Here is a 25421-nt window from a genome sequence, read left to right on the forward strand (position 1 = left end):
CATAACTTTTGTACCTCAGCAGACTGAAAAATGCTCTACTATAGGTAAAATTAAGATAGACTTCCCAGAATCGGTTATCATACTTAAGTGATAATTTAAACAATAGAATCATGAAAAAAACCGTAAATATAGATTGGTCGGATTGTGGTCCAATTACTTTAGTAGTCGTGCAGCCGACTTCTTTTTGTAATCTCAATTGTGACTACTGTTATTTACCCGATCGCCATTTAAAAAATACCTTATCCTTAGATTTAATCGAGCCGATTTTTCAGAGGGTTTTTAGTAGTCGTTTTCTCCAAGATAATTTTACCATTTGCTGGCACGCAGGCGAACCCTTAGCAGTTCCCATCAGTTTTTATGAAAGTGCCTTTGCTAAAATTGCAGAAGTTAGCGAGAAATATAATCAGCAGGGTTATTGTTTTCGTCATTCGGTACAAACTAACGCCACTTATATTAACGATGGTTGGTGTCAATTATTTAAAAAGCATGATGTTTATGTAGGAGTCAGTCTTGATGGACCGGCTTTCATTCATGATATCCACCGGCAAAATCGTAAGGGAACTGGCAGTCATGCTGCTACTATGCGGGGGATTTCTTTCTTGCAAAAACATGAAATTGATGTGAGTGTTATCGCTGTTTTAACAGAAGATTCCCTCGACTATCCCGACGAAATTTTTAACTTTTTTTGGGATCATGGTCTTACCGATGTGGCTTTTAATATGGAAGAAACCGAGGGGATTCATTCGCAATCTTCCTTAGATAAATTAGGGATTGAACAACGTTATCGCCAGTTTATCGCCAGATTTTGGCAGTTAGTCACGGCTAAACAAGGAGAATTTAAGCTGCGGGAATTTGAATCGATCTGTAGTTTGATTTATGCCGATGAACGATTAGAAAATACCGATATGAATCGACCTTTTATGATTGTCAATTTTGATAATCAAGGTAATTTTTCCACTTTTGATCCGGAATTACTATCGATTAAAACCCAACCCTACGGTGATTTTATCTTTGGTAATGTTTTGAGCGATTCCCTAGAATCTATCTGTGAAACTGAGAAATTTCAAAAAATTTACGCTGATATACGCGGTGGAGTCGATTTATGTCGCCAAAAATGCGATTATTTTGGGGTTTGTGGGGGTGGTGCCGGTAGTAACAAGTATTGGGAAAATGGCACTTTCAACTCCACAGATACTAAAGCCTGTTTATACCGGATTAAGTGTATCACCGATATCGTTCTCGATCGCCTAGAAAATTTATTAGAAGTTTAAAGATTTTTTTAGCTATCAGTTATCGGTAATAAGTAGCTGGTTATAATTAAATTAAAAATGGATTTTAGGTTCGATCCCCCCTGCCCCCCTTGATAAGGGGGGTGCCGATCCCCCCTTAGTCCCCCCCTTAATCCCCCCTTAATAAGGGGGGCATCTGATAATTTTTAACGCCTACCTACTTATCAGTTATCAGTTCACTGATTATTGTTTACTAATAACCTATGAAAAAACTTAATCTAAATACCATTTTTCCAAAGTAATGGCATGGTATTATTCTTCTTCTAAGGTTAATCCTAACGCCTCTAAGCGTTCCGCTAGTCGATCCGCGCGTTTCTTTTCTTTATCGGCACGTTTCTTTTCTTTATCGGCACGTTTCTTTTCTTTATCAGCGCGTTTCTTTTCTTGACGCATTTGAGACTCTAACTCAACAGTTGTTAAAAATTTTTCTCCATCGGGACGATACAATTCTAAACTAGATTTATTCCAGATAAAACGCACACCTAAGCGGGGACTTATCCAGTCATTGATGGGGATAATTTCTCTTAAATTTTCTCCCTGTCTTTGCCAACCTTGTAAACGACAGCGCATCGGGTTATATAAATAGTATTCTTCTACACTATATGTGTCATAAAACTCTAATTTTCGACTCATCTCTGCTTTTGTATTCTTCGGTGATAGAATTTCAAAAACTACTTGAGGAGCGATATTTTCTTCCTGCCATTGACGATAGGAACCCCTCCGTCCTTTGGGACGGCCAAAAGCTACCATCACATCGGGAGCAACTGGTGAAACCAAAGTAGAACGCAGAGGATACCAGAGTAAATCTCCGGCAATAAACACCCTAGGGTCATCGGCAAAGATAATCTCTAAATTCTCCTTAATTTTGACAATCCACTCATATTGTTCGGTATTATCTGCCATCGGTTGACCATCACTATCTGGGAAAAGAAGATCGTCGTCAATATCAAGATAACTAACCATTGTCTTTTATTTTTAATAGATGGTTGTTTTTTGATTGTAGCAAGATAATTATGAATTATGAATTATGAATAGGAATTATGAATTGGGGAGTGGGGGAGATGGGGGAGTGGGGGAGTGGGGATGAGGGGAGGAGGGAGAAAAAAGCTGATGGCTGACAAAAGGTCTTAAGCGGCGGTTATATCTAGTAGAGTCTATATTTATCAAAAAGTTAATTGACTAGAATCTATAAAAGCGTTAGGATTGATGGTGACAAATAGTTATTATTGAGGAGGGGATAAGAACTTGATACAGGCAACCCTGCACCAGTTAAGGGTTTTCGAGGCTACCGCACGACACAGTAGCTTCACCAAGGCGGCCGAGGAGTTATTTATCACTCAACCTACCGTCTCAACCCAAGTCAAACAACTCACAAAAGCTGTGGGTTTACCGCTATTCGAGCAAATTGGCAAACGTTTATTTTTAACCGAAGCGGGTCAGGAATTACTGTTCACCTGTCAAGAGATTTTTAATAAATTGGACAACTTTCAGATGAAAGTGGCCGATATTAAGGGAACTAGACAGGGAAAACTGACTTTAGGCGTAATTACTACCGCTAAATACTTTGTGCCGCGATTACTGGGGGCATTTTGTCAACAGTATCCCGGTATCGACATCGCTCTACAGGTGACTAATCACCAGAAACTGCAAGAGCGAATGTTAAATAACGAGGATGACCTCTATATTCTCAGTCAACCGCCGGAAGAAGTGGAACTTTGTTCTCAGTCTTTTCTGGAAAATCCTCTAGTGGTGGTGGCGCGACGGGATCATCCATTGGTGGGCCAGAAAAATCTGCCCCTTGAGTGCCTCAACCATCAACCTTTTATTATGCGCGAATCGGGATCTGGAACCCGCCAAGCGGTACAAAAATTATTTAATCTCCACGATATTAAAGTTAAGGTGCGTTTGGAATTAGGCAGTAACGAGGCCATCAAACAGGCTATTTCTGGCGGTTTGGGACTATCGGTACTATCTAAGCACACTCTCATCTCGGAAGGGGAAAACGGAGAATTAGCCATCCTCGACGTGGAACAGTTTCCAATTCAGCGCAATTGGTACGTTTGTTACCTGGCCGGAAAACAACTTTCCGTGATTGCCGATGCTTTTTTAAAATACCTGCTGGAAGCTAGTCAAGCCATCCCGATTCATGCCCCGTTAAAAAATGGCCACAGCCTATTAGTGACCCATTAAACCTTAAACTTTAATTCAGGATCATTTTTCTTCTTGAGGTGGTTATATGTTCGAGTCCTTCAGCCAGACTATCTGGTTGGTACCTCTTTATGCCTTTGCGGGCGCACTTCTCGCCCTACCCTGGTCTCCCGGTATTATCCGGCAAACCGGCCCGCGACCGGCCGGTTATCTGAACTTGATCATGACCTGCTGGGCTTTTTTGCATAGCCTTTTCGCTTTGCTCGCCGTTTGGGGTCGTCCGCCCCAATCTATAGCATTTAATTGGCTAAATGCCGCAGATTTAAGCATATCTTTAGATGTGCAGATTTCGGCCGTTAATATCGGGGCTTTACTGCTAATTACCGGCTTAAACCTCGCCGCCCAGGTATATGCGATCGCCTATCTAGAAATGGATTGGGGTTGGGCAAGGTTTTATTCTCTCGTCGCCCTCTTTGAAGGGGGTATGTGCGCCCTAGTTATCTGTAATTCGCTATTTTTCAGCTATTGTGTGCTAGAAGTTCTCACCCTCGGCACTTATCTGCTGATTGGTTTCTGGTTCAATCAATCTCTGGTGGTAACGGGGGCGCGGGATGCTTTCCTAACCAAACGGATTGGCGATTTAATCCTCTTGATGGGAGTGGTGGCCCTTTTACCCCTGGCGGGAACCTGGAACTTTGACCAATTGGCAGAATGGGCGGCTACAGCCAATTTAAACCCCAATGTGGCTAATTTACTCTGTTTAGCCCTGATTGCAGGTCCAATGGGTAAATGCGCTCAATTTCCCCTGCATTTATGGCTAGATGAGGCCATGGAAGGACCGATGCCCGCGACAATTCTGCGGAATACCGTCGTCGTTTCCACTGGCGCTTGGTTATTGGTGAAATTAGAGCCAGTGCTACAATTATCGCCCTTAACTTTACAGGTGATGATCATTGTTGGCTCTGTTACTGCCATCGGTGCGGGGTTAATTGCGATCGCCCAGATCGATGTTAAGCGTTCCCTTTCCTATTCCGTCAGTGCCTACATGGGACTGATTTTTATCGCTGTTGCCACCGGACAAACGGAAACCGCTTTAGTGTTACTCTTTACATACGCGATCGCTATGTCCCTGTTAGTCATGGTGGTGGGTAACATCATTTGGAATAATATCAGCCAAGATTTAAGCCAATACGGCGGTTTATGGTCCCGTCGTCCCGTTTCTGGCATTTGTTATCTCGTCGGTGCCGCTAGTTTAGTCGCACTGCCTCCCTTTGGTGGTTTTTGGTCATTAGCCCGCATGGGCGATCGCCTCGCAGAAATCAGTGGTTTACTGTTATTAGTGCTATTGTTGGTCAATGCCTTAACTGCCTTTAGTGTCACTAGAGAATTTTGCGTTTTCTTTGGCGGTAAAATCAAACCAATGACCCTGCGCTCTCCGGAAGCTCTTTGGCCCTTAGTTATCCCCATGACTGTGACCATGGGTTTCGCCCTTCATCTGCCGATTTTATTAGCGCAATGGCATTTATTACCAAGTAACTTAAATCTGGGAGTTGCTTTTCTCTTGGTGCTTTCCACTGCTGGGGGCGTAATTCCGGCAGCCTATATTTATCTGAATGAAAATATCTCCAAACCGATCGTTTTTCAACCGAAAGCCCTTCAAGATTTCTTTGCCAACGACCTTTATACAGCCCAATTGTATAAAGTCACCATCGTTTTTGTCGTCGGATTAATCTCGCAAATTATTAACTGGATCGATACCTTTCTGGTGGATGGGATCGTTAATCTGGTGGGATTAGCCACGGTTTTTGGTGGTCAGAGTTTGAAATATAACGTCTCGGGCCAGACCCAATTTTACTTTCTGTCGATTATTTTGGGGGTGGCTTTGATTGGTATTATCATCTGCTGGCCCCTACTAGCACAAATTTCTCTAGTTTTCAGATAAAGATTTGATAACTTAGGCTTTTCTTTAGCATCCCCGGCCCTGACAATAGGATTTGTCCTGATTATATGGAAACAATTACCTATGTTCAATACCTCTCGTCGCCAATTAATCCGTTATGGGGGTGGTTTTTTGGGAACCGGTCTAGCCGCCACTGTTTTGGGTTCTCAGTTGTCCAAAAGTAACGCCCAAACTGCTGTTAATTCCCAGCCATGGCTAACGGCTCAAAATCAAGGATTGAACCCAGACCAGGCCTTAACTATGCTCATGGAAGGCAATCAACGTTTCTGGGAACGAAGAAAAAAAAGTCCTAACCGCGATCAAACTCGACTCACAGAAGTGGCCGAAAGTCAAGCCCCTTTTGCGGCAATTTTGGGCTGTGCCGATTCTCGCGTGCCGGCAGAAATTGTTTTTGATCAAGGATTAGGAGATCTATTTGTTTGTCGGGTAGCGGGAAATTTAGCCACTTCCGAAGAAATTGGTAGCCTTGAATTCGGCACGTTGGTGTTAGGAGCCAAGGTAATTGTTGTCCTTGGCCATTCTCGTTGTGGAGCGGTAAAAGCCACCATTGAAGGGGGTCGTTTCCCGGGTCAAATCGGTAGTTTAATCGATGGCCTACAGGTGGGAGTTGATCGGGCTGAAAAACAACCCGGTTCCAACAAACTTGAGCGAGCCATTAAATCCAATGTTGTCTATCAAGTAGAGAAATTAGGCAAGTCCCCAGTCATGGGTGATTTAGTAGATAAAAAACAATTAAAAATTGTTGGAGCCTACTACGATCTCGATACCGGGAAAGTGAGTTTAATTTAGTCAATTCTAGATTAGTCATCGTGTCGTTTGGCTAATCCTTTTCTCATCCCAGTCATTATAAATTCGATCGATACCAATATGCTCAGTACCCTGCTTTGGTTGCCAATAATTGGAGCAATTATCGTCGGTCTTTTCCCCGATAAATTTGCCCCAGCAAAATTACGTCAAATTACCCTCTTTTTTGTTGCCGCCGTCCTCCTTTGGTCTTTATATCTGCTGACCCAATATAACTTAACCAGTAATGGCTTTCAATTTTCTGAATACCGCGAATGGGCAAAACCAATCGGTTTAAGTTATAACCTCGGAGTCGATGGTTTGTCCTTACCGTTAATTATTTTAAGCTGTTTCTTGACAGGAATAGCTATCTATAGTAGCGAAGAAAAAATAGAGCGTCCCCGACTTTATTACATCCTAATCCTCCTGATTAACGCCGGGGTTTCTGGGGCATTAATGGCCAAAAACCTGCTGCTGTTCATCGTTTTCTATGAACTAGAATTAATCCCCTTTTATCTGATGATTGCTATCTGGGGAGGCGAAAAACGTGGCTATGCTTCGATTAAATTTCTTCTCTATACTGCTGTCTCTGGGTTATTAGTCCTAGCGGCATTTTTAGGCATAGGTTTCCTCAACGGTGGTACTTTTGACTATTCCTCCCTCTCCACCGCCGATTTCTCCCAAAAAACCCAGTTACTGCTCTTAACTCTGCTGTTAGTGGGATTTGGCATCAAAATCCCCCTCGTACCTCTCCATACTTGGCTACCGGATGCCTATACGGAAGCTTCCCCCGCTACAGCAATTTTACTAGGTGGTATTCTCGCTAAACTCGGTACTTATGGCTTAGTTCGCTTTGGTCTGCAATTATTCCCAGAAACTTGGTCTTTAATCGCCCCCGGACTGGCAATTGTCGGCGTTATTAGCGTTATTTACGGGGCCTTGAGCGCTATTGCCCAAAAAGACATTAAACGCATGGTGGCCTACAGTTCGATCGGTCACATGGGCTATATACTGGTAGCAGCCGCCGCTGGCACGGGTTTAAGCGTCCTTGGTGCCGTCGCGCAAATGATTAGCCACGGTCTTATTCTCGCCCTCTTATTCTATCTGGTGGGCATCGTCGAACGCAAAGCCGGAACTAGAGATTTAGACGTTTTAAACGGTTTAATGAACCCAATTCGCGGTTTACCCTTGGTTAGCGCCCTATTAATTCTCGCCGGTATGGCCAGCGCTGGGATTCCCGGATTAGTGGGATTTGTGGCGGAATTTATCGTTTTTCAGGGTAGTTTCGCCCGTTTTCCCGTGCAGACGGTTCTCTGTATCATCGCTTCCGGTTTAACGGCGGTTTACTTTGTTATCCTGCTTAATCGCACCTGTTTTGGTAAATTGGATAATAAACTTGCCTACTATCCCAAAGTCCTGAAATCGGAAACTATCCCCGCTTTTGTCCTAATGGTATTAATCGTCTTTTTAGGTATTCAACCCAATTATTTAGTCCGTTGGATTGAACCCACCACTAACTCGATGGTTGCCAGCTTATCGGGACAAGCAAAACCTAGTTTTGTCCTCAAAAAATCTCCGCAAAAGTCCTCAAAAACCAACTGGTTTAATCGGGGTAAATATTTGAGTAATAGTTAGTTATCCCTCGCTGTTTCCGAATTATTGTAACCGCTGCTAATTACTTTACCTAAAACTATGACTGGGACATTAATCAAAGCCAAAATTCCCCCTTCTACTCACGAATTCGCCGACATTATCCACCGGTTAGAAGCGGGTGGCTCCATGTTGCCGGATACTCCCGAAAACCTGATGCAAATTATCGGCATTTATAAAGCTTATGCCGTACCGATGGATTTTTATTGGCGAGATCTGCTCTATATTGCCGAACGAGTTTTCCTCGATCCTTTGCCCTTTTTTAAATATTTTCTGCCCCAAGAATACCTAGACCTACAAAATCATTACGCTGGCGATAATGCCGATTTACGCATCTGGCGCGGTACGGGTTCCGCTCACCCTGAATTGTTAGAATTCATGGATAAAGGTAAAACCAGAAAAATGCCCAGATTAATCCATCATCTTTGGCATGACCGCGTTAATATGGAATTTGCCGAAGCCTGTATGCAAGCCATGTTATGGCATGGCCGCGATATGGGTTGGGGTTTATTTGATGCCTATCTTGATTCAGAAGAATATCGCCAAAATGCCGACCGCGCTATTAAGGCCTATTTCAAGAAAAATCCCGTCATGATAAAACTTTATGACCTGTTCCCCGATATGTTTTTGGAACAGGTGCGGATGATGTCCTACTACTCTAATTTAGGACTATTCTGGGAAGTGATGGCCCCGGTATTTTTCGAGATGTCCGATATCTACGATGAAGGAGGGTTTAAAGGTGTTCCTGATGCCATGAATTTCCTCGTTAATGGTATTTTTGCCATCGCTGGCCGGCCGATTTATCATCACGTTTATATTGATGGTCAATGCTACGAAATTATCCCCAAATCAAAGGCTTTTACTTGGCTTTATGAAGCAGCTTTACCCTATGTAGAAGCGGTCTTTTATCGTACTGCTCCCTTCCGGGGTACAAAGTCTTATAATGCCCAAGCAAAACAGGTTCCTGACGAACAAAAAGACTTTCACTATGGCATTCTTTATGCGGATGTTTTCCCCGTGGGTACTGCGGGAATTCCTCCCACTTTGTTAATGGATGATATGTATCATTTTTTACCCCAATATCTGATCGATTACTATCAGCAAAACTGCCGGGGGGAAGACGATATTTTGATTCAATTGGGTATTAGTTTCCAGCGCTCGATGTATAATGTTACTTCAGCAGTTATTCAAGCTCTACGCACTGCTTTACTTTATCCCCTCGACGATCCTAATCCCAAACATTTACTTAAAAATCGTCAATTCTTTGAGGCACAAATGGACAGATTTAAACGTCCCGAAGCGCGTCTTAGAGATATCCAAAGTCCTAATTATCGTTAAGGTTTTTGGGTTATTTTTCTGGTGGGTTTATCGCCCACCTTTTTTGATTATGAGATAACCGAACCCCAAGTCATACTAATACTAAATCCCTTGAGTAATGCACAGAAAACGGGTTTTTCCGAGAAACTGGTTTTCTACTCGAGGGAATAAATAATCAGTATTTAATAGCCAGATTTAGTATTAAGTACCTAAGCAAAATTAATTACACATTTCGATAAAGCTTTTGCTTCTTGCCTTCGTTAAAACCACCCACTTAATAGGATAGTTACAGAACGTAAAAATTGGCTAATTCAGGAGTTATTATTATGCTAGACCAAATGATGAAGATGTTAGAAGGGCAACAAATAGGCCCCTATCGTCTTAATAAATTTCTCGGTGCGGGTGGTTTTGGTGGTGTATTTCATGCTAGTGAAATGGTCAGAAATACATCGGTCAAAGAAGTTGCCATTAAAGTTATCCCCGAAAGTAGCGATGATAAATTAATTGAGTTAACAAATTCCAGAAAGTTAGAACATCCTAATTTAATTAAGAGTTATGCGGTGGGGGAATTTACTTTTCTCAATACAGAGATGCTTTATTTAGTGATGGAATTGGCACAGGGTAGCCTAGAAAATCACATTGCCAAAGCCAGTTTGTCAGCGGATGAGATTACAAATATTACTGCTCAAGTCGCCCAGGGCTTAAATTATCTTCATCGACAAAATAAAGTGCATCGAGATTTAAAACCGGGTAATATCCTCAAGGTTAATCAACAATACAAGTTAGCAGATTTTGGCTTAATTAGAACCTTAAATAACAAAAGCCACACTCAAACAGTCCACAATACCGGTACAATTATTTATATGCCTCCCGAAGCCTTTAGGGGGGATATTTCCTCAGCCTGGGATTTGTGGTCATTAGGTATTATGTTAATCGAAATGACGACTAATCAACTTCCCTATAAGTTTAATAATGATATTCACCAGTTAATGGCAAAGGTGATGAATTGTGATTTACAAATCCCCAGTTTACCGAAAGAGTTTAAACCGATTATTGAAGGGTGTTTGCAAAAAGATAGAAAACAAAGATGGACAGCACAACAGGTTTTAAATGCCTTACAAGCAGTCAAAAAGCCTGTTTCACCAATACCCCTAATTGCTTCACCTACTCCATTTACCGAAAAAATATCCAACGGAGTAACACTAGAGGTAGAAAACGGGTTTCTCCGAGAAACTCGTTTTCTGTGGGTTACTCAACGGATTTAGGATAATATTGGTGCGTTACGTCGCCTATGTAATTAATGTAAATTAAATAATATTGTGGCGCTCCTAACGCACCCTACCTACTCAGATGAACAGTTTCGACGATTACAACAGCATAGCGTCCTGTAGGGGGGAAGCATTCGAGCAATAACCTATCGGTGAAACCGGAGATTTTCTATCCGAATGCTTCACCCGTACTTTTTGCAGCAAACCCTATATAGGGTTTGCTGAATAAATCTAAAAACCTTGTTGGGTAAGACTTTTAGACTTTTTGTCAATCAAAAAGTACCAGGTATGGGAGTGATCAGGGGGAAAATCCCTGGACTTTTTCCCTAAAAATTAGGTAATTGGCCACCTCAAAACCGGTAAAACCCCACACCCCACACTCCACGAAAAACTTTTTGCCGCAAACCCTAACTATTGATTATGTTTCCGCTGCAACTAGCGCACAGACTAATCTTCGCTTTCTTGATCATTCCTCTCTTCAAACCCTAGCCAAAAAAGTAACGCATTCTCAACCTCCATCATTTGCTCAGATGTCAGATTTCCTAATTTACGCAAAAGCTTTGCATGGGGAATTGTAACGATGTTTTGTACATCAAAGACTCCTTCTCTAAGGAAGCTAGCTTAGACTTTCACTTCCAATCTTGAACCACGAGAGCTTGTCGTATGTGGAACCAGAGTCGCTAAGGCACGCTCTTGATTGCGCGCAGGAATACTGATAACCAAACAGGGTCTGACTTTGGCCACATAACCCAGATCAACCAGCCAAACCTGACCACGATCAGGGCTATCCATAGGAAGCTTCCTGATCATCTAATTCTAGAAAAATTCCCTCGGCATTGAGGACTAGATCTTCATCAGATAAGGGCGGAAAATCCAGGTGAATTGTCCGCTTCAGAATCTCTAATAGCAAATCTGAGCGCTCTGAGTCTGTCAAGCGGTCAAAGGTATCTAAAAGTTCCTGAACTATAGCAGTCATAGCGGTTGCCCTATATCTGCTCAATACTATAACACAAGCTTAACAAGGATCTTAGTCATTGCTTGACAGCCCCAATAAATTCCGAATGTAAGTTTGGAATCCCCCCAAACCGCCATCGTCATCCCAACGCTGTCTGAAAGTTGGTAACTTCTCCAATTCCATCACATTCCCACCCTGATACCTGACTCGATAATCAAACATCTTATCTGCTTTTGCTGATACAGGTCGATTATCAAAATCAATAGCCCAAAGCACCTTAACAATTCGATAGATGTCGTAATTATCCTTGCCAATTTCACGTTTGGCTTTGCAGTCGAGAACTTTTACTAAATGGGTAACATACCCTCGCTGTCTGAGTAGTATCAAACTATCTTTTTCGGGTTTATTGGCATTGACTTCATCGTCTTTCCATGCCAGTTGGAAGGGCGATGAAACCTTATATTTCCGATATGCCCATGTACCATCGTTTCGCCTAACATTTTTAGTCCACTTCAGAGCTTGTAAATCCATGTCAATATCTCGAAATAAAACTATAAGTTAAACTCGATCGCGATGACGGCGATCAGCGATAAAAGACTCTACCAATTTAACATCTTCGACACTACCGATCACTAAAGGTGTGCGGGTGTGTAATTTATCGGGAACGATATCTAAAAGATTTGTCACCCCATCACTAGCTTTACCTCCTGCCTGTTCAATTAAAAAAGCAAGGGGAGCAGTTTCATAAATTAAGCGCAATTTTCCCTGGGGATTTTTAACAGTACCCGGATAGAGAAAAACGCCTCCCTGCATTAAAATTCGGTGGATATCTCCCACTAATGCCCCACTGTAACGGGCTGTGTAACCATCATGACGGTGAACATAACGGGTATAGTCGCGAATTGCCTCATCCCACTGCCAAAAATTGCCCTCATTGGTACTATAAATTGGACCGTGATCGGGGATAATAATATTCTCTTGGGCAAGGATAAATTCCCCTAAACTGGGGTCAAGGACAAAGGCATGAACACCGCGACCGATCGAGTAAACTAAAATAGTCGAGGGTCCGTAGAGAATATAGCCAGCGGCGATTTGTTTACGACCATTTTGCAGTAAATCTAGGGCTTCTCCGTCTAAATCATTGCCTTCCTGTTGACGGATGGCAAAAATCGAACCCACATTTAGGTTAATATCCACATTGGAAGAACCATCGATCGGGTCGTAGAGTAGGGTATAGCGACCGATGGGACAGTTTTCTGGGATATAATAGGGTTTATCCATTTCCTCGGAAGCAAGACGGCAAACTAAACCACTTTGCTTAAAAACCGAGATAAATACTTCATTGGCAAAAACGTCCATTTTCTTGACCGATTCCCCTTGTACGTTGGTTTCTCCAGTAAAACCTAGCACATCCGCCATTAATCCCGCTTTACTGAGACGACGGGCAATTAATTTCCCCGCTAGGGCAATCCGACTCATAATTGCGCTTAAATCCTGCGCGTCGGGGGAAAAGCTTTGTAGTTGCTGCAGGACGTGACGGGAGAGGGTGGTACAATCTCGATCGAGGCTATGTTCGGGGATAGAAAAGGGAATATTGCTAACCATAACTGTAATTGCCAGTAATAAAGTAAAAAAAGGGAAACTCGTCTAGTCTCAATTATGACTATGATTTGATCCTAGCCAAAATTTTCCCCATTGCGGGCTAATTTTTAGATCAGTTTTAGAGTTGGCTAATTTTTATCCCATTGATCATTAAATTTTGGTCAATAAGTAGCTGTTTATAATTAAATTGAAGATAAACTTTGGTTTCGATTCCCCCTTGATAAGCTATCCATTAGTCACATCTTTCTTAACATAAAATTTGACAAAAAGAGAAAAGTGTGCAAGATGGCTCAAGGGGGTTCTATAGGGGGACTAATTTGTAGCGGGAGCATCTCACCTTTGTAACCCCTAAATCAGGTTTTTATGTCAAGCTATTTTGAAAACCTTGCTAGAAAACAGTTTTAGGGATAAGTATAATTACTCACTTGCATAAATGAGATGCTCTCTTTGTAGCAATGATGTGGCCTCTAGATGAGAATATTTTGTCTCTATTTTAAATTTTTTGATGACCGATAAGACAACTTCTATAAATATATCATTCAGTCCATGTTTGTATAATTCATCCATGACTCTCCCAATTTTATCATCATTGATATAATCGGTTTTTATTTCTTCTCCCAATAATTCTTCGATTCCTTTATCTTCAAAAAATTGACTAAATAAGTATAAAGGCCTTGAAACAAATCCTAATCCATTGATTAGAATAGCTTTGACCACTGTTCCTGCTGAAATTTTTTCTCGGGAGTCAATTCCTAATTTAGAGTTGATTATTTCAACTATTCTTATTTCGTCAATTAGTCCGGCTACTATTCCTAAGTGATCTAGGTTTTTAATTTTTACCTCTGAGATAGGAGACAATTTTTGTACCTTTAATAGATTTTTGAGCTTTTTGATTGTCTCACTTTTTTGGGACTAATTCTCTGAGTATTTTTATTTATTTTTTTCTTGAATGAGTTTATGCTATTTTATGCTACATTTTGAAGTGCGGAGTGTCGGATAAAAAAAATCAACCCATGAACGAACAACGCACCCAATTCTGTCTAAATTATGATTTTTTTGATTGTTTGATTGACTAGGATTTTGGCTCTCTTGGATTTGGTGGGTGAAATGTATTCTAAGATACATTCCTCCTAGCGAGGGGGTGGAAGGAACCACAAAGACACAAAGGACACAAAGATTGATCGATCATATTGTAAGTTAAACTTATCACACAGAACCTATAAGAGCCGGATTTTTTTCGGCTATCATCCCGGTGATACAATTCTGATAATCTCCCCATTCAATCTAAACAGCGCACTCAATTGATTCTTGACGATGACTAATGAGTTCAAAAGTTATCGCTGCTTGAGGTTCAAGAGTAATTAGATGATTTAGTTGTAATAATTCTGGAATCATCTGTCGTAATTTAGCTGTTAAAGCTTCGATGGTATCAGCTTCGATGACTAATCCCGGAATATCTTCACTCTCTGCTACCCACACTTGCGCTTCTCGATCCCAAAATGCTTCTACTTGGTACGGTTTTTGATTCATGATGATTTAGTTCAAGTGAGTAGAATTAGCTTATATATCAATTAAGATTATACAGTGCGATCGCATTTTTGACAACCCTACCACCAATCCCCAACTCTTGATGATCGCCGATGAATCGCTTATAATTGAATCAAACGAACAAAGCACCCAATCCTATCCAACCCTCATTAGGTTCTGCCTAATTTTCAATTAAGTACGGGATGATAAAATATGCAATATCAAGTCAATCTCAAACAAACAGAAGAGGGATATGCTGTTTGGTGTCCTAGTTTACCCGGTTGTGCTTCTCAAGGGACAACTAAAGAAGAAGCACTCAATAATATTCAAGATGCAATTCAGTCTTATTTAGAAGTTGCTGCAGAATTAAATCAAGGGATCGAATCTTATTATGTAGAAGTTGAATTAAATCATGCCTAGTCTTGCTGGAATTAATCATCAACGAGCAATTAAAGCGTTTGAAAAAGCAGGATTTCAGATTGTTCGACAGGGTAAGCATATTACCATGACTGATGGACAACATATTCTCACTATTCCAAGGGCTAATCCAATTAATGCCTATACAATGGGAACAATTATTAAAGGTTCTGGATTAACTATTGAAGAATTTAAAAAACTTTTATAAAACAATCTCAACCCATGAACGAACAACGCACCCAATCCTGTCTAAATTATGATTTTTTTTGATTATTTGACTGACTAGGATTTCTCTCGGCTATCATCCCTCAAATCAAAGAGTAAGGGTATTATTTGCCATGAGTCAATATGTTTTACTTCCGATTCAAGTCATTCAGGAAGAATTAGAAGCCTTAAAAAAAACGGTCATTCATCAACTTGAAGGTTCTCGCAATAAGACTCAAATTAAAGGTTTATGGAAAGATGTTGTGATCAGTGATGACGATTTAGAAGAAGCTGAAAAAGCAGTTTTCCGAGATTAGGTTACACTTCATTTTTATGATAATGGCATTAGGGGATCGCTACAATTGACATTGACAATGAAGCGATACAGCCAAATATTAGAATCAATAAAGAAGGGTTGAGATTCACCAGCGTTCATTCGCTTCTTCTCTGGTAAGAGGATGGAAATCTTCAATTTTAATCGGATTTGCTGTTAACTGGGCGATTATACCCGTTTCTGACCATTTTTGGGGAGTAAGCTGGGAAATTGAATTCGATTCTATAGTCAGTTTAACGCACTGTCCTTCATTGAGTTGGAGATTACTAAGAGGACGTAAAACGCCATTTTCAAAGACGGCTTCACAGGTTTGTTGCGGCATAACTCAATCCTTAATTCTAAATTACTCTTATTTTAACCGATGAATCAACAACGCACCCAATCCCGTCTAAACTATGATTTTTTTGATTGTTTGATTGACTATTATTTTTTTCGGCTATCGTCCCTGTGATAGAATTCTGATAATCTCCCCATTCAATCCCCTACCCCGACCAATGTTTAGGCCATGCTAGAATGGTGATAAAAGCATAGAATCCTATTTAGTTTAATTAGTTGAGAATGAATCAGAGAAAGTTATGCTCACAGATATCAATATTGGCACTTTCATAAAAAGCGATCCCAAAATTCATGGAGGTTGTCCTATTATCGCGGGAACTGCTGTTACTGTACGAAGAATAGTGATCTGGTATAAGTTAGGATATAGTCCTGAAGAAATTGCCGATGAAATCCCTCATCTTTCTTTGGCACAAGTTTATGCCGCTCTAACTTACTATCATACTAACAAAGAAACAATAGAAGCAGAAATTATAGCCGAAGCCGCCGAAGCAGATCGCATTGAAGCATTACAATAATAGTTTTGCCCAAATTTTTATTAAGGACGGGATGATCTTAAAAATATGCAATATCAAGTCAATCTCAAGCAATCAGAAGAGGGATATGCTGTTTGGTGTCCTAGTTTACCTGGCTGTGCTTCTCAAGGGATAACTAAAGAAGAAGCACTCAATAATATTCAAGATGCAATTCAGTCTTATTTAGAAGTTGCTGCAGAATTAAATCAAGGGATCGAATCTTATTATGTAGAAGTTGAATTAAATCATGCCTAGTCTTCCTGGAATTAATCATCAACGAGCAATTAAAGCATTTGAAAAAGCAGGATTTCAGATTGTTCGACAGGGAAAACATATTATGATGACTGATGGAGAAAATATTCTCACTATTTCAAGGACGAATCCAATTAATGCCTATACAATGGGAACAATTATTAAAGGTTCGGGATTAACTATTGAAGAATTTAAAAAACTTTTATAAAACAATCTCAACCCATGAACGAACAACGCACCCAATCCTGTCTAAATTATGATTTTTTTTGATTATTTGATTGACTAGGATTTTTTTTGGATATTATCCCTGTGATACAATTTTGATAATCTCCCCATTAAATCCCTGTAGGGGCGAAGCATTCGGATAGAAAATCTAGGGTTTCAGCGATAAGTTATTGCCCGAATGCTTCGCCCCTACCCCCGAACAATAACCTATCGCTAAAGATAACTGAATTAACCGCCACCATCTACCACGCCATGAATGAACACAAAAAACATCGACAATCTATTCGTTTAAAAGGCTATGATTATAGGCTTAATGGAGCTTATTATATCACAATTTGTTCTTATCAAAAGCAGTATTTATTTGGTGAAATTGTTGAAGGAAATATAGAGCGAAATTTACTTGGTGATACTTTTGAAGCAGTATGGTATAGACTGCCTCTACATTTTAAGTTTATTGAACTAGATACTTTTATTGTCATGCCCAATCATATTCATGGAATTATAGTAATACAAAATTATGATCTGGAAAAGACCGAATACGATTCTCAATATACTCACGGTACAATGCCGGAATCTTTGGGGGCTATTGTGCAGAATTTCAAATCAATTTCTAGTCGTAAAATTAATCGTTTATGTGGCGATCGCCTGAAAATTTGGCAGCGCAATTATTATGAACATATCATTCGCAATGAAAATTCTTATCAAAAAATCCGGCAATACATTCTTGATAATCCGCGAAATTGGGAACAAGACGAGAACAATCTGAATAAATTCAAACCAATGTAGGGGCAAATAACCTGTGGGGACAAATAACCTGCGGGGACGAATAACCTGTAGGGGTGAAGCATTCGGGCATAACATATCACTGAAACCCTAGATTTTCTATCCGAATGCTTCGCCCCTACCCCAGACAATAACCTTCGCCTATCATCCCTGTGATACAATTCTGATAATCTCCCCATTAAATCCCTGTACGGGCGAAGCATTCGTGCATAATCTATCACTGAAACCCTAAATTTTCTATCCGAATGCTTCGCCCCTACCCCAGACAATAACCTTAGCCTATCATCCCTGTGATACAATTCTGATAATCTCCCCATTAAATCCCTGTACGGGCGAAGCATTCGTGCATAATCTATCGCTGAAACCCTAGATTTTTTATCCGAATGCTTCGCCCCTACCCATCAATTCCCCATCTGCCACGCTATGAATGAACAACGCACCCAAACATACCTAAACCTCATTAATCAATTATCATCGTCCTCATTCAATTATGTCCAATTTTTTACGGAATGGCGAATCAAGGTGTTGTAGTTCTGATAAGTTTCGTGGTTTAGAAGTGATAAGGAGTCTAAATTATGTTTGAACGGTTTACAGAGAAAGCGATTAAGGTAATTATGTTAGCGCAGGAGGAAGCGCGTCGCTTGGGGCATAATTTTGTAGGAGCGGAGTTTATATTTTTAGGGTTAATCGGTGAAGCATCAGGAGTTGCGTCGCAAGTTTTAAGACAGCAGGGAATAACGCTAAAAAATGCTCGAATTGAAGTTGAAAAAATTCTAGGAAAGGGTTCAGGAATTAGCCCAGAAATGAATCCTGTAGATATTCCTTTTACAGAGTCGGCAAAACTCGTTTTAAACAGTGCATTATCATTTGCTGATAAATTAGGGAGTGAATCTATTGATACAGAGCATTTACTGATTGGGATTTTTCAACAAGGGGAAAGTACAGGGATAATTTTACAAAATTTACAGGTTAATCTAAAAGATTTAACTGTTTCTTTGACTCAGTATTTTCAGCAGCAACCCTCTAATCAGTTACCTCAAACTGTTTATGTTCTGCTTTACAATGTGGGAACAGACAATGAGGGTATTCATACTATAAGCACAGGCAATAAGGATACAATATTAATATTTGAGACTCAAGAAGATGCGGCTACTTTCGCACGACAATTAGGGGAGCGAGATTTTCCTGTACCGAGTGTTGAAGCAATAGAAGCTGAGGAGATTTTATTGTTTTGTAAGAACTCAGGTGATGATTGGGAATTTGTAGCGCAAGGAACAAATAGAATTCCTCCTGTTAAAAGTGGAGTTGGGGATAAAGCAGAAAATTTAGAAAGGGAGATCGCCGCTTACCAAGAAGCTTTGAAAGTTTATACTTTTGACGCTTTTCCCCAAGAATGGGCAGCGACACAGAATAATCTCGCTGATGCTTACCGTGACAGAATCAGAGGGGATAAAGCTGACAATTTAGAAAGAGCAATCGCCTACTACCAAGAAGCTTTGAAAGTTTATACTTTTGACGCTTTTCCCGAAAAATGGGCTGCTACACACAATAGTCTTGCTATTGCTTACAGTGACAGAATCAGAGGGGAGAAAGCTGACAATTTAGAAGAGGAAATTATTTGTTACCAAGAAGCTTTGAAAGTTTATACTTTTGACGCATTTCCCGAAGATTGGGCAAATACACAGAATAATCTCGCTATTGCTTACAAGAACAGAATCAGAGGGGAGAAAGCTGACAATTTAGAAAGGGCGATTGCCTACTATCAAGAAGCCTTAAAAGTGAGGACTTTTGATGCTTTTCCTAAAGATTGGGCAGATACACAAACGTTTCTGGCTTTTGCTTTTGAAGACAGAATCAAGGGGGATAAAGCAGAAAATTTAGAAAGGGCGATCTCCTGCTTACAAGAAGCGTTAAAAGTTTATACTTTTGATGCTTTCCCTAAAGATTGGGCAGATATACACTATAATTTTCTTTCTACTGCTTATAGTGAGAGAATCAGAGGGGATAAAGCGGAAAATTTAGAAGAGGAAATTATTTGTTATCAAGAAGCTCTGAAAGTTTATACCCGTGAAGCATTTCCTGAAAAATGGGCTGCTACACACAATAGTCTCGCTATTGCTTACCGTCACAGAATCAGAGGAGAGAAAGCTGACAATTTAGAAAGAGCGATCGCCTACTACCAAGAAGCTTTGAAAGTTTATACTTTTGACGCATTTCCCGAAGATTGGGCAATGACACAGAATAATCTCGCTATTGCTTACCGTCACAGAATCAGAGGAGAGAAAGCTGACAATTTGGAAATGGCGATCGCCTACTACCAAGAAGCTTTGAAAGTTTATACTTTTGACGCATTTCCCGAAGATTGGGCAATGACACAGCATAATCTCGCTATTGCTTACAAGAACAGAATCAGAGGGGAGAAAGCTGACAATTTAGAAAGGGCGATTGCCTACTACCAAGAAGCTTTGAAAGTTTATACTTTTGACGCATTTCCTAAAGATTGGGCAGATACACAAACGTTTCTGGCTTTTGCTTTTGAAGACAGAATCAAGGGGGATAAAGCAGAAAATTTAGAAATGGCGATCGCCGCTTACCAAGAAACTTTGAAAGTTTATACTTTTGAAGCATTTCCCGAAGATTGGGCAAGTACACAGAATAATCTCGCCTTAGCTTACCGTAACAGAATCAGAGGGGAGAAAGCTGACAATTTAGAAATGGAGATCGCTGCTTACCAAGAACCTATTAAACAACAAGAACCTATTAAACAACAAGAACCTATTAAACAACAAGAACCCATAAAAAAAAAGCGTAGTCAGTTAATTCCTATTATAGGCAAGCTAATATACAAGCTTGGCAGAAGTTTTATAATTCTTCTGTCTATTATCTTTATTGGTATTCCTTTGGGAATCTTAACGCTTATCTTTCCTGCATTTAGACGGAAAATAGAATCGTTTAACCGATCCTCTGCCTCTCGTTTCGTATATCAACCGTCACAAGGAGTAACTCTTGACGTTGAAATACCTAACCAACAAGATTATCTCAATTTCCTAATGGAGACATTACGAAAAATTTCTGAAAATCCTAACCCTCAAGTAATTTATCCCTTCTGGGCGCAGAATCTTGATAAGTTGGATGATAATTTAGCGCGAATCTTAGTTAGTTGGGCGAGAGAGGCATTAACGCAAGCCAATCCTAAGCAGGCACATTTTATCGCTGCTGATATTGCCAACTTTAGTAATTTCTCTGCACAATTTCCCCTCGGCAACATTGCTGTCAACCAAGAACTTGCGATCAATGGCTGTGAAGTTGCCTTAACTATGATAAGTTGTGAGGCATTTCCCCAAGATTGGGCAAGAACACAAAGTATTCTAGCTAATGCTTACCGCGACAGAATCAGAGGGGAGAAAGCTGACAATTTAGAAAACGCAATCGCCGCTTGCCAGGAAGCTTTGAAAGTTTTTACTTTTGACGCATTTCCTCAAGATTGGGCAATAACACAGAATATTCTAGCTATTGCTTACCGTAACAGAATCAGAGGGGGGAAAGCCGAGAATTTAGAAAGGGCGATCACCACTTTGAATAAAGCATTAAAAGTTTATACTTTTGACGCTTTTCCCCAACAATGGGCAATGACACAGAATAATCTCGCTAATGCTTACCGCGACAGAATCAGAGGGGAGAAAGCTGACAATTTGGAAAGGGCGATCGCCGCTCACCATGAAGCTTTGAAAGTTTTTTACCTTGACGCATTTCCCCAAAATTGGGCAGATACACAGAATAGTCTCGGTGGAGCTTACCGTCAAAGAATCAGAGGGGATAAAGCTGACAATTTAGAAAGGGCGATCACCGCTTACCAGGAAGCCTTGAAAGTTTTTACTTTAGACGAATTTCCCCAAGATTGGGCAAGGACACAGAATAATCTCGCCTTAGCTTACAGTGACAGAATCAGAGGGGAGAAAGCTGACAATTTAGAAAGGGCGATCGCCGCTTGCCAGGAAGCATTGAAAGTGAGAACTTTAGACGAATTTCCCCAAGATTGGGCAAGGACACAGAATAATCTCGCCTTAGCTTACAGTGACAGAATCAGAGGGGAGAAAGCTGACAATTTGGAAAGGGCGATCGCCAGTTACGATGAAGTTTTGAAAGTTTATTCGTTTGAGGCATTTCCCCAAGAATGGGCAACAATACAGAATAATCTCGCCTTAGCTTACAGTGACAGAATCAGAGGGGAGAAAGCTGACAATTTAGAAAGGGCGATCGCCGCTTGCCAGGAAGCTTTGAAAGTTTATACGTTTGACGCATTTCCCCAACAATGGGCAACAACACAGAATAATCTCGCCTTAGCTTACAATCACAGAATCAGAGGGGAGAAAGCTGACAATTTAGAAAAAGTGATCGCCGCTTGCCAGGAAGCTTTGAAAGTTTATACGTTTGACGCATTTCCCCAACAATGGGCAATGACACAAAATAATCTCGCGGCTGCTTACAGTGGCAGAATCAGAGGGGGGAAAGCTGACAATTTAGAAAAAGCGATCGCCTACTGCCAGGAAGCTTTGAAAGTGAGAACTTTTGAGGCATTTCCCGAACAATGGGCAACAATACAGAATAATCTCGCTATTGCTTACCTTAGCAGAATCAGAGGGGAGGTAGCTGATAATGTAGAAAGGGCGATCGCTGCTTGTAATGAAGCTTTGAAAGTTTATACTTATGAGGCATTTCCCCAAGAATGGGCAAGGACACAGAATACTCTCGCTGGTGCTTACGGTCACCGAATCAGAGGGGAGGTAGCTGATAATTTAGAAGGGAAGATCACTGCCTGCCACGAAGCCTTGAAAGTTTATACTTATGACGCATTTCCCGAACAATGGGCAAATACCCATAATACTCTCGCTGTTGCTTACGGTGCCCGAATCAGAGGTGATGGAGCTGATAATGCAGAAAGGGCAATCACCGCTTGCCATGAAGCCTTGAAAGTTTATACTTATGACGCATTTCCCGAACAATGGGCAAATACCCATAATACTCTCGCTGGTGCTTACAGTGAACGAATCAGAGGTGATAGAGCTGAGAATTTAGAAAGGGCGATCACCGCTTGCCATGAAGCTTTGAAAGTTTATATGTTTGACGCATTTCCCCAACAATGGGCAAATACCCATAATGGTCTCGCCTTAGCTTACAGTGACCGAATCAGAGGGGAGAAAGCTGACAATTTAGAAAGGGCGATCGCTGGTTACAATGAAGCTTTGAAAGTTTTTACTTTTGACGCATTTCCCAAACAATGGGCAATGACACAAAATAATCTCGCTGTTGCTTACGGTGCCCGAATCAGAGGGGAGAAAGCTGACAATTTAGAAAAAGCGATCGCCTACTGCCAGGAAGCTTTGAAAGTTTATACGTTTGACGCATTTCCCCAACAATGGGCAATGACACAAGGTATTCTCGCCTTCGCTTACAATCACAGAATCAGAGGGGGGATAGCCGATAATTTAGAAAGGGCGATCGCCGCTTGCCAGGAAGCTTTGAAAGTTTATACTTTTGAGGCATTTCCCCAAGAATGGGCAAGGACACAGCATAATCTCGCTATTGCTTACCGTGACAGAATCAGAGGGGAGAAAGCTGACAATTTAGAAAGAGCGATCGCGGCTTACAATGACGCATTAGGAGTATTTACTTCTGACGCTTATCCCCTGTTATGTTCAACGGCTGCAAAAAATTTAGGCAATCTTCACTACAGCGAAGAACAATGGCAACCTGCCACAGAAGCCTATAATACTGCCATTAAAGCCGTCGAAAATGCTCGCTTAGAAGCATTAAACCCCCAAAGTCGTCAAGAGGTTTTATCCAATGCTATTGGTGTTTTCCATCGCATTGTGCAAGCCCATCTTAACCTCAATCAGCCTGAGAAGGCATTAGAATATATCGAACGCAGTAAAGGGCGTAATCTGGTGGAATTAATGACCCAGAAAAACCTACACCCCCAAGGCGTTAGTCAAGAAATTATCGCCCAATTAAATGAATTAAAACAACGAGTTTTTAATGAACAAATCCGCTTACAACATCAAAGCATTAACCAGAATTTAATGAGTCGTGATAACTTAACTCCCTACGTTCAAGATCACAGTTATCTGAAGGAATATCAACAAGACTTAGATAATTTTATTGCAAGAGAAATTAAAGATACTCTCTTTAGCATCACTCAAAAAGTTGAGCCGATCGCATTTACAGAGATTCAAGCTTTAACTGATGCTGAAACTTGTCTGCTTCAATGGTACATTACAGGGGAGAAAATACTCGCTTTTGTCGTGTCTGCTGAGGGAGAGGTTAAAGTTTGGCAATCTTCCGAAAATGATAAAAATCAATTCTCAGATATATTTGACAATTATCGAGAGCTTTACTACTCCAAAAATGGCAAGCAAGAATGGAGAAATCAACTGTCTAACCTCTTACAGACTTTTGCTGATATTCTGCATATTAATGATATTCTTGCCCTGATTCCCGATACTTGTCAACGCTTAATTATTATTCCCCATTTGTTTTTGCATATTCTCCCTATTCACGCTTTCCCGATTAACAAAAACCAAATTTTACAGGATAAGCATGATGTACAATATGCCCCCAGTTGTCAAATCTTGCAAAAAATCACCCAAACTTTTCACCATTCCGACTTTAATAAACTGTTCGCTATTCAAAACCCCACTAAAGACTTATCTTACACTGACTTAGAAGTTAATATCCTCTCAACTTTCTTTACTGAACCTCAAGTTATCGCCCAAGATAACGCCACTAAAAACGCTGTTCTTCCCCATCTAAAATCCTCAGATAACCACTGTTATCACTTCTCCTGTCATGGAAGCTTTAACCCAGCTAATCCCCTTGAATCTGCCTTATTTTTAGCGAATAAGGAACCCTTAACATTAGGCGAAATCTTTGAACTGCGCTTGAATAAATGCCGCCTTATCACCCTTTCCGCTTGCGAAACTGGCTTAATTGATTTAAACTCTATCAGCGATGAATATATCGGTTTACCCAGTGGTTTTCTGTTTGCGGGAAGTCCCAGCGTTGTCAGTAGTTTATGGACAGTTAATGACCTATCAACCTCCTTCTTGATGATTAAATTATATGAGATTTTATTTGATGAGAATCAGCAAGTTTCTGTACCAGTTGCTTTAAAAACTGCACAAAATTGGTTACAGAATTTAACCGTACAAGAATACTTTAATCAGTTGGATAGTTGCCTAAAAATTGTCAAGTCAATGCAACAAAAATTAACATCAAAAGAATTTAATCGATTGATGGATATGATTGAAGATGAACAAATTAGAATAAAAGGGTTTGAACTTAATTATAAGCTGTTCAATAACCCTTTTTATTGGGCTGCTTTTACCGCATCAGGTATCTAAACTAATCACAAAAATTGTCTAATGTTTCCCTAAAAACGTGAATAGCGAGAGGAGTTGCTACCACTACCAAAACTGGATTACCAGAAGTAGCAAGTAAACCAACTAATCCGCCTAATATATTAGGTGCTAAATCATCTTTAACTCGGTCATGACATATTAATTGACGTGCTTGGGTGATAGCTTGTTGCCAAAAATTATCTTCATCTGCCCTCACTGTATCAATATTTGAACGCCTTGCTAATCTCATAGCAGCATACTCCAAATCGCCATCACACCGCTCAATTAAGTCAATATCTCCTAATGCGTTAGAATCCTCTGCCAATTCAGCGCGAAACTGGGCAATTTCTTCAGGAGTAACTTTAGTTGATTCAATATCCATAGGTTGTTCTTATTTACAGACAATGCTAATTGTATAGTTTCTATTTTGCCCATCTATCGATAGTTTTTAATAGAAAGTGT

Annotated in this window: 22 protein-coding genes and 2 pseudogenes; 15 read left to right on the plus strand and 9 right to left on the minus strand. The window is 40.5% G+C overall.

Annotated elements, in window-relative coordinates; genetic code table 11:
- Positions 1-110 precede the first annotated feature (110 nt).
- Positions 111-1271 carry a cyclophane-forming radical SAM/SPASM peptide maturase GrrM/OscB gene (grrM, locus tag ACQY1X_RS14415; RefSeq protein WP_430013005.1) on the plus strand — a complete coding sequence of 387 codons (1161 nt, stop codon included), beginning with the start codon at positions 111-113 and terminating at the stop codon, positions 1269-1271.
- Between the two features lie 270 nt (positions 1272-1541).
- Here the strand turns inward: grrM and ACQY1X_RS14420 are convergent, their stop codons facing one another.
- Positions 1542-2252, minus strand: coding sequence for a Uma2 family endonuclease (locus tag ACQY1X_RS14420; protein WP_430013006.1), 711 nt, complete (start codon positions 2250-2252; stop codon positions 1542-1544).
- Between the two features lie 282 nt (positions 2253-2534).
- On the opposite strand from ACQY1X_RS14420, the gene ACQY1X_RS14425 reads away from it, so the two are divergent.
- From ACQY1X_RS14425 to ACQY1X_RS14450, 6 genes and pseudogenes are all read left to right on the plus strand, one after another.
- Complete coding sequence (locus tag ACQY1X_RS14425; RefSeq protein ID WP_002733390.1) at positions 2535-3479, plus strand: LysR family transcriptional regulator; 945 nt, start codon at positions 2535-2537, stop codon at positions 3477-3479.
- Positions 3480-3525: 46 nt separating this feature from the next.
- On the plus strand, positions 3526-5379 hold the full coding sequence (locus ACQY1X_RS14430; RefSeq protein ID WP_430014819.1) for an NAD(P)H-quinone oxidoreductase subunit F: 1854 nt from the start codon (positions 3526-3528) through the stop codon (positions 5377-5379).
- Between the two features lie 81 nt (positions 5380-5460).
- On the plus strand, positions 5461-6186 hold the full coding sequence (locus tag ACQY1X_RS14435) for a carbonic anhydrase (protein ID WP_430014820.1): 726 nt from the start codon (positions 5461-5463) through the stop codon (positions 6184-6186).
- 78 nt (positions 6187-6264) lie between these two features.
- The gene (locus ACQY1X_RS14440; protein ID WP_430014821.1) at positions 6265-7815 is read left to right on the plus strand and encodes an NADH-quinone oxidoreductase subunit M; all 1551 of its coding nucleotides are present in this window, start codon (positions 6265-6267) and stop codon (positions 7813-7815) included.
- Between the two features lie 57 nt (positions 7816-7872).
- Positions 7873-9168 (plus strand): CO2 hydration protein, encoded by a 1296-nt coding sequence (locus ACQY1X_RS14445; RefSeq protein ID WP_002732096.1) that lies wholly within the window; start codon positions 7873-7875, stop codon positions 9166-9168.
- Between the two features lie 305 nt (positions 9169-9473).
- Positions 9474-10358: pseudogene (locus ACQY1X_RS14450) on the plus strand (serine/threonine-protein kinase); the annotation flags it as partial.
- A gap of 678 nt (positions 10359-11036) precedes the next feature.
- Here ACQY1X_RS14450 and ACQY1X_RS14455 read toward each other — a convergent pair.
- From ACQY1X_RS14455 to ACQY1X_RS14480, 6 genes and pseudogenes are all read right to left on the minus strand, one after another.
- Positions 11037-11225 (minus strand): type II toxin-antitoxin system PemK/MazF family toxin, encoded by a 189-nt coding sequence (locus tag ACQY1X_RS14455; RefSeq protein WP_322745633.1) that lies wholly within the window; start codon positions 11223-11225, stop codon positions 11037-11039.
- A complete protein-coding gene (locus tag ACQY1X_RS14460) occupies positions 11200-11391 on the minus strand; it encodes a hypothetical protein (RefSeq protein WP_002734063.1) in 192 nt (63 codons plus the stop codon). The genes ACQY1X_RS14455 and ACQY1X_RS14460 overlap by 26 nt, the downstream gene beginning before the upstream one ends.
- 51 nt (positions 11392-11442) lie before the next feature.
- Positions 11443-11901 (minus strand): hypothetical protein, encoded by a 459-nt coding sequence (locus tag ACQY1X_RS14465; protein WP_002733875.1) that lies wholly within the window; start codon positions 11899-11901, stop codon positions 11443-11445.
- 27 nt (positions 11902-11928) lie between these two features.
- Positions 11929-12975, minus strand: coding sequence for a class 1 fructose-bisphosphatase (gene fbp, locus ACQY1X_RS14470; protein ID WP_002731573.1), 1047 nt, complete (start codon positions 12973-12975; stop codon positions 11929-11931).
- Positions 12976-13428: 453 nt separating this feature from the next.
- Positions 13429-13830, minus strand: a pseudogene (locus ACQY1X_RS14475) (DUF4277 domain-containing protein); the annotation flags it as partial.
- Positions 13831-14256: 426 nt separating this feature from the next.
- A complete protein-coding gene (locus ACQY1X_RS14480) occupies positions 14257-14502 on the minus strand; it encodes a DUF1902 domain-containing protein (RefSeq protein WP_002732423.1) in 246 nt (81 codons plus the stop codon).
- Positions 14503-14712: 210 nt separating this feature from the next.
- Here ACQY1X_RS14480 and ACQY1X_RS14485 point away from each other — a divergent pair, with 210 nt between their 5' ends.
- The 3 genes from ACQY1X_RS14485 (at position 14713) to ACQY1X_RS14495 (ending at position 15437) form a co-directional block, all read left to right on the plus strand.
- The gene (locus ACQY1X_RS14485) at positions 14713-14919 is read left to right on the plus strand and encodes a type II toxin-antitoxin system HicB family antitoxin (RefSeq protein ID WP_002733171.1); all 207 of its coding nucleotides are present in this window, start codon (positions 14713-14715) and stop codon (positions 14917-14919) included.
- The gene (locus ACQY1X_RS14490) at positions 14912-15124 is read left to right on the plus strand and encodes a type II toxin-antitoxin system HicA family toxin (RefSeq protein ID WP_002732521.1); all 213 of its coding nucleotides are present in this window, start codon (positions 14912-14914) and stop codon (positions 15122-15124) included. The genes ACQY1X_RS14485 and ACQY1X_RS14490 overlap by 8 nt, the downstream gene beginning before the upstream one ends.
- A gap of 130 nt (positions 15125-15254) precedes the next feature.
- Complete coding sequence (locus ACQY1X_RS14495) at positions 15255-15437, plus strand: hypothetical protein (protein WP_002732751.1); 183 nt, start codon at positions 15255-15257, stop codon at positions 15435-15437.
- Positions 15438-15542: 105 nt separating this feature from the next.
- Here ACQY1X_RS14495 and ACQY1X_RS14500 read toward each other — a convergent pair whose 3' ends face one another.
- Positions 15543-15776 (minus strand): antitoxin family protein, encoded by a 234-nt coding sequence (locus ACQY1X_RS14500; protein ID WP_149986318.1) that lies wholly within the window; start codon positions 15774-15776, stop codon positions 15543-15545.
- 253 nt (positions 15777-16029) lie between these two features.
- On the opposite strand from ACQY1X_RS14500, the gene ACQY1X_RS14505 reads away from it, so the two are divergent.
- From ACQY1X_RS14505 to ACQY1X_RS14525, 5 genes are all read left to right on the plus strand, one after another.
- On the plus strand, positions 16030-16305 hold the full coding sequence (locus ACQY1X_RS14505) for a DUF433 domain-containing protein (RefSeq protein ID WP_430014822.1): 276 nt from the start codon (positions 16030-16032) through the stop codon (positions 16303-16305).
- Between the two features lie 45 nt (positions 16306-16350).
- Positions 16351-16557, plus strand: coding sequence for a type II toxin-antitoxin system HicB family antitoxin (locus ACQY1X_RS14510; protein WP_008203484.1), 207 nt, complete (start codon positions 16351-16353; stop codon positions 16555-16557).
- Positions 16550-16762, plus strand: coding sequence for a type II toxin-antitoxin system HicA family toxin (locus ACQY1X_RS14515; RefSeq protein ID WP_287703366.1), 213 nt, complete (start codon positions 16550-16552; stop codon positions 16760-16762). Before ACQY1X_RS14510 ends, ACQY1X_RS14515 begins: the two co-directional genes overlap by 8 nt.
- Before the next feature lie 269 nt (positions 16763-17031).
- Positions 17032-17565: a transposase gene (locus ACQY1X_RS14520; RefSeq protein WP_430014823.1), complete on the plus strand. Its 534-nt coding sequence runs from the start codon at positions 17032-17034 to the stop codon at positions 17563-17565.
- Between the two features lie 572 nt (positions 17566-18137).
- On the plus strand, positions 18138-24962 hold the full coding sequence (locus ACQY1X_RS14525) for a DUF3110 domain-containing protein (RefSeq protein ID WP_430014824.1): 6825 nt from the start codon (positions 18138-18140) through the stop codon (positions 24960-24962).
- Between the two features lies 1 nt (position 24963).
- Here ACQY1X_RS14525 and ACQY1X_RS14530 read toward each other — a convergent pair whose 3' ends face one another.
- Complete coding sequence (locus tag ACQY1X_RS14530; protein WP_008203488.1) at positions 24964-25341, minus strand: hypothetical protein; 378 nt, start codon at positions 25339-25341, stop codon at positions 24964-24966.
- Positions 25342-25421 lie beyond the last annotated feature (80 nt).

The sequence above is a fragment of the Microcystis protocystis FBCC-A270 genome, assembly GCF_050500235.1.
Lineage (GTDB): Bacteria > Cyanobacteriota > Cyanobacteriia > Cyanobacteriales > Microcystaceae > Microcystis > Microcystis ichthyoblabe_A.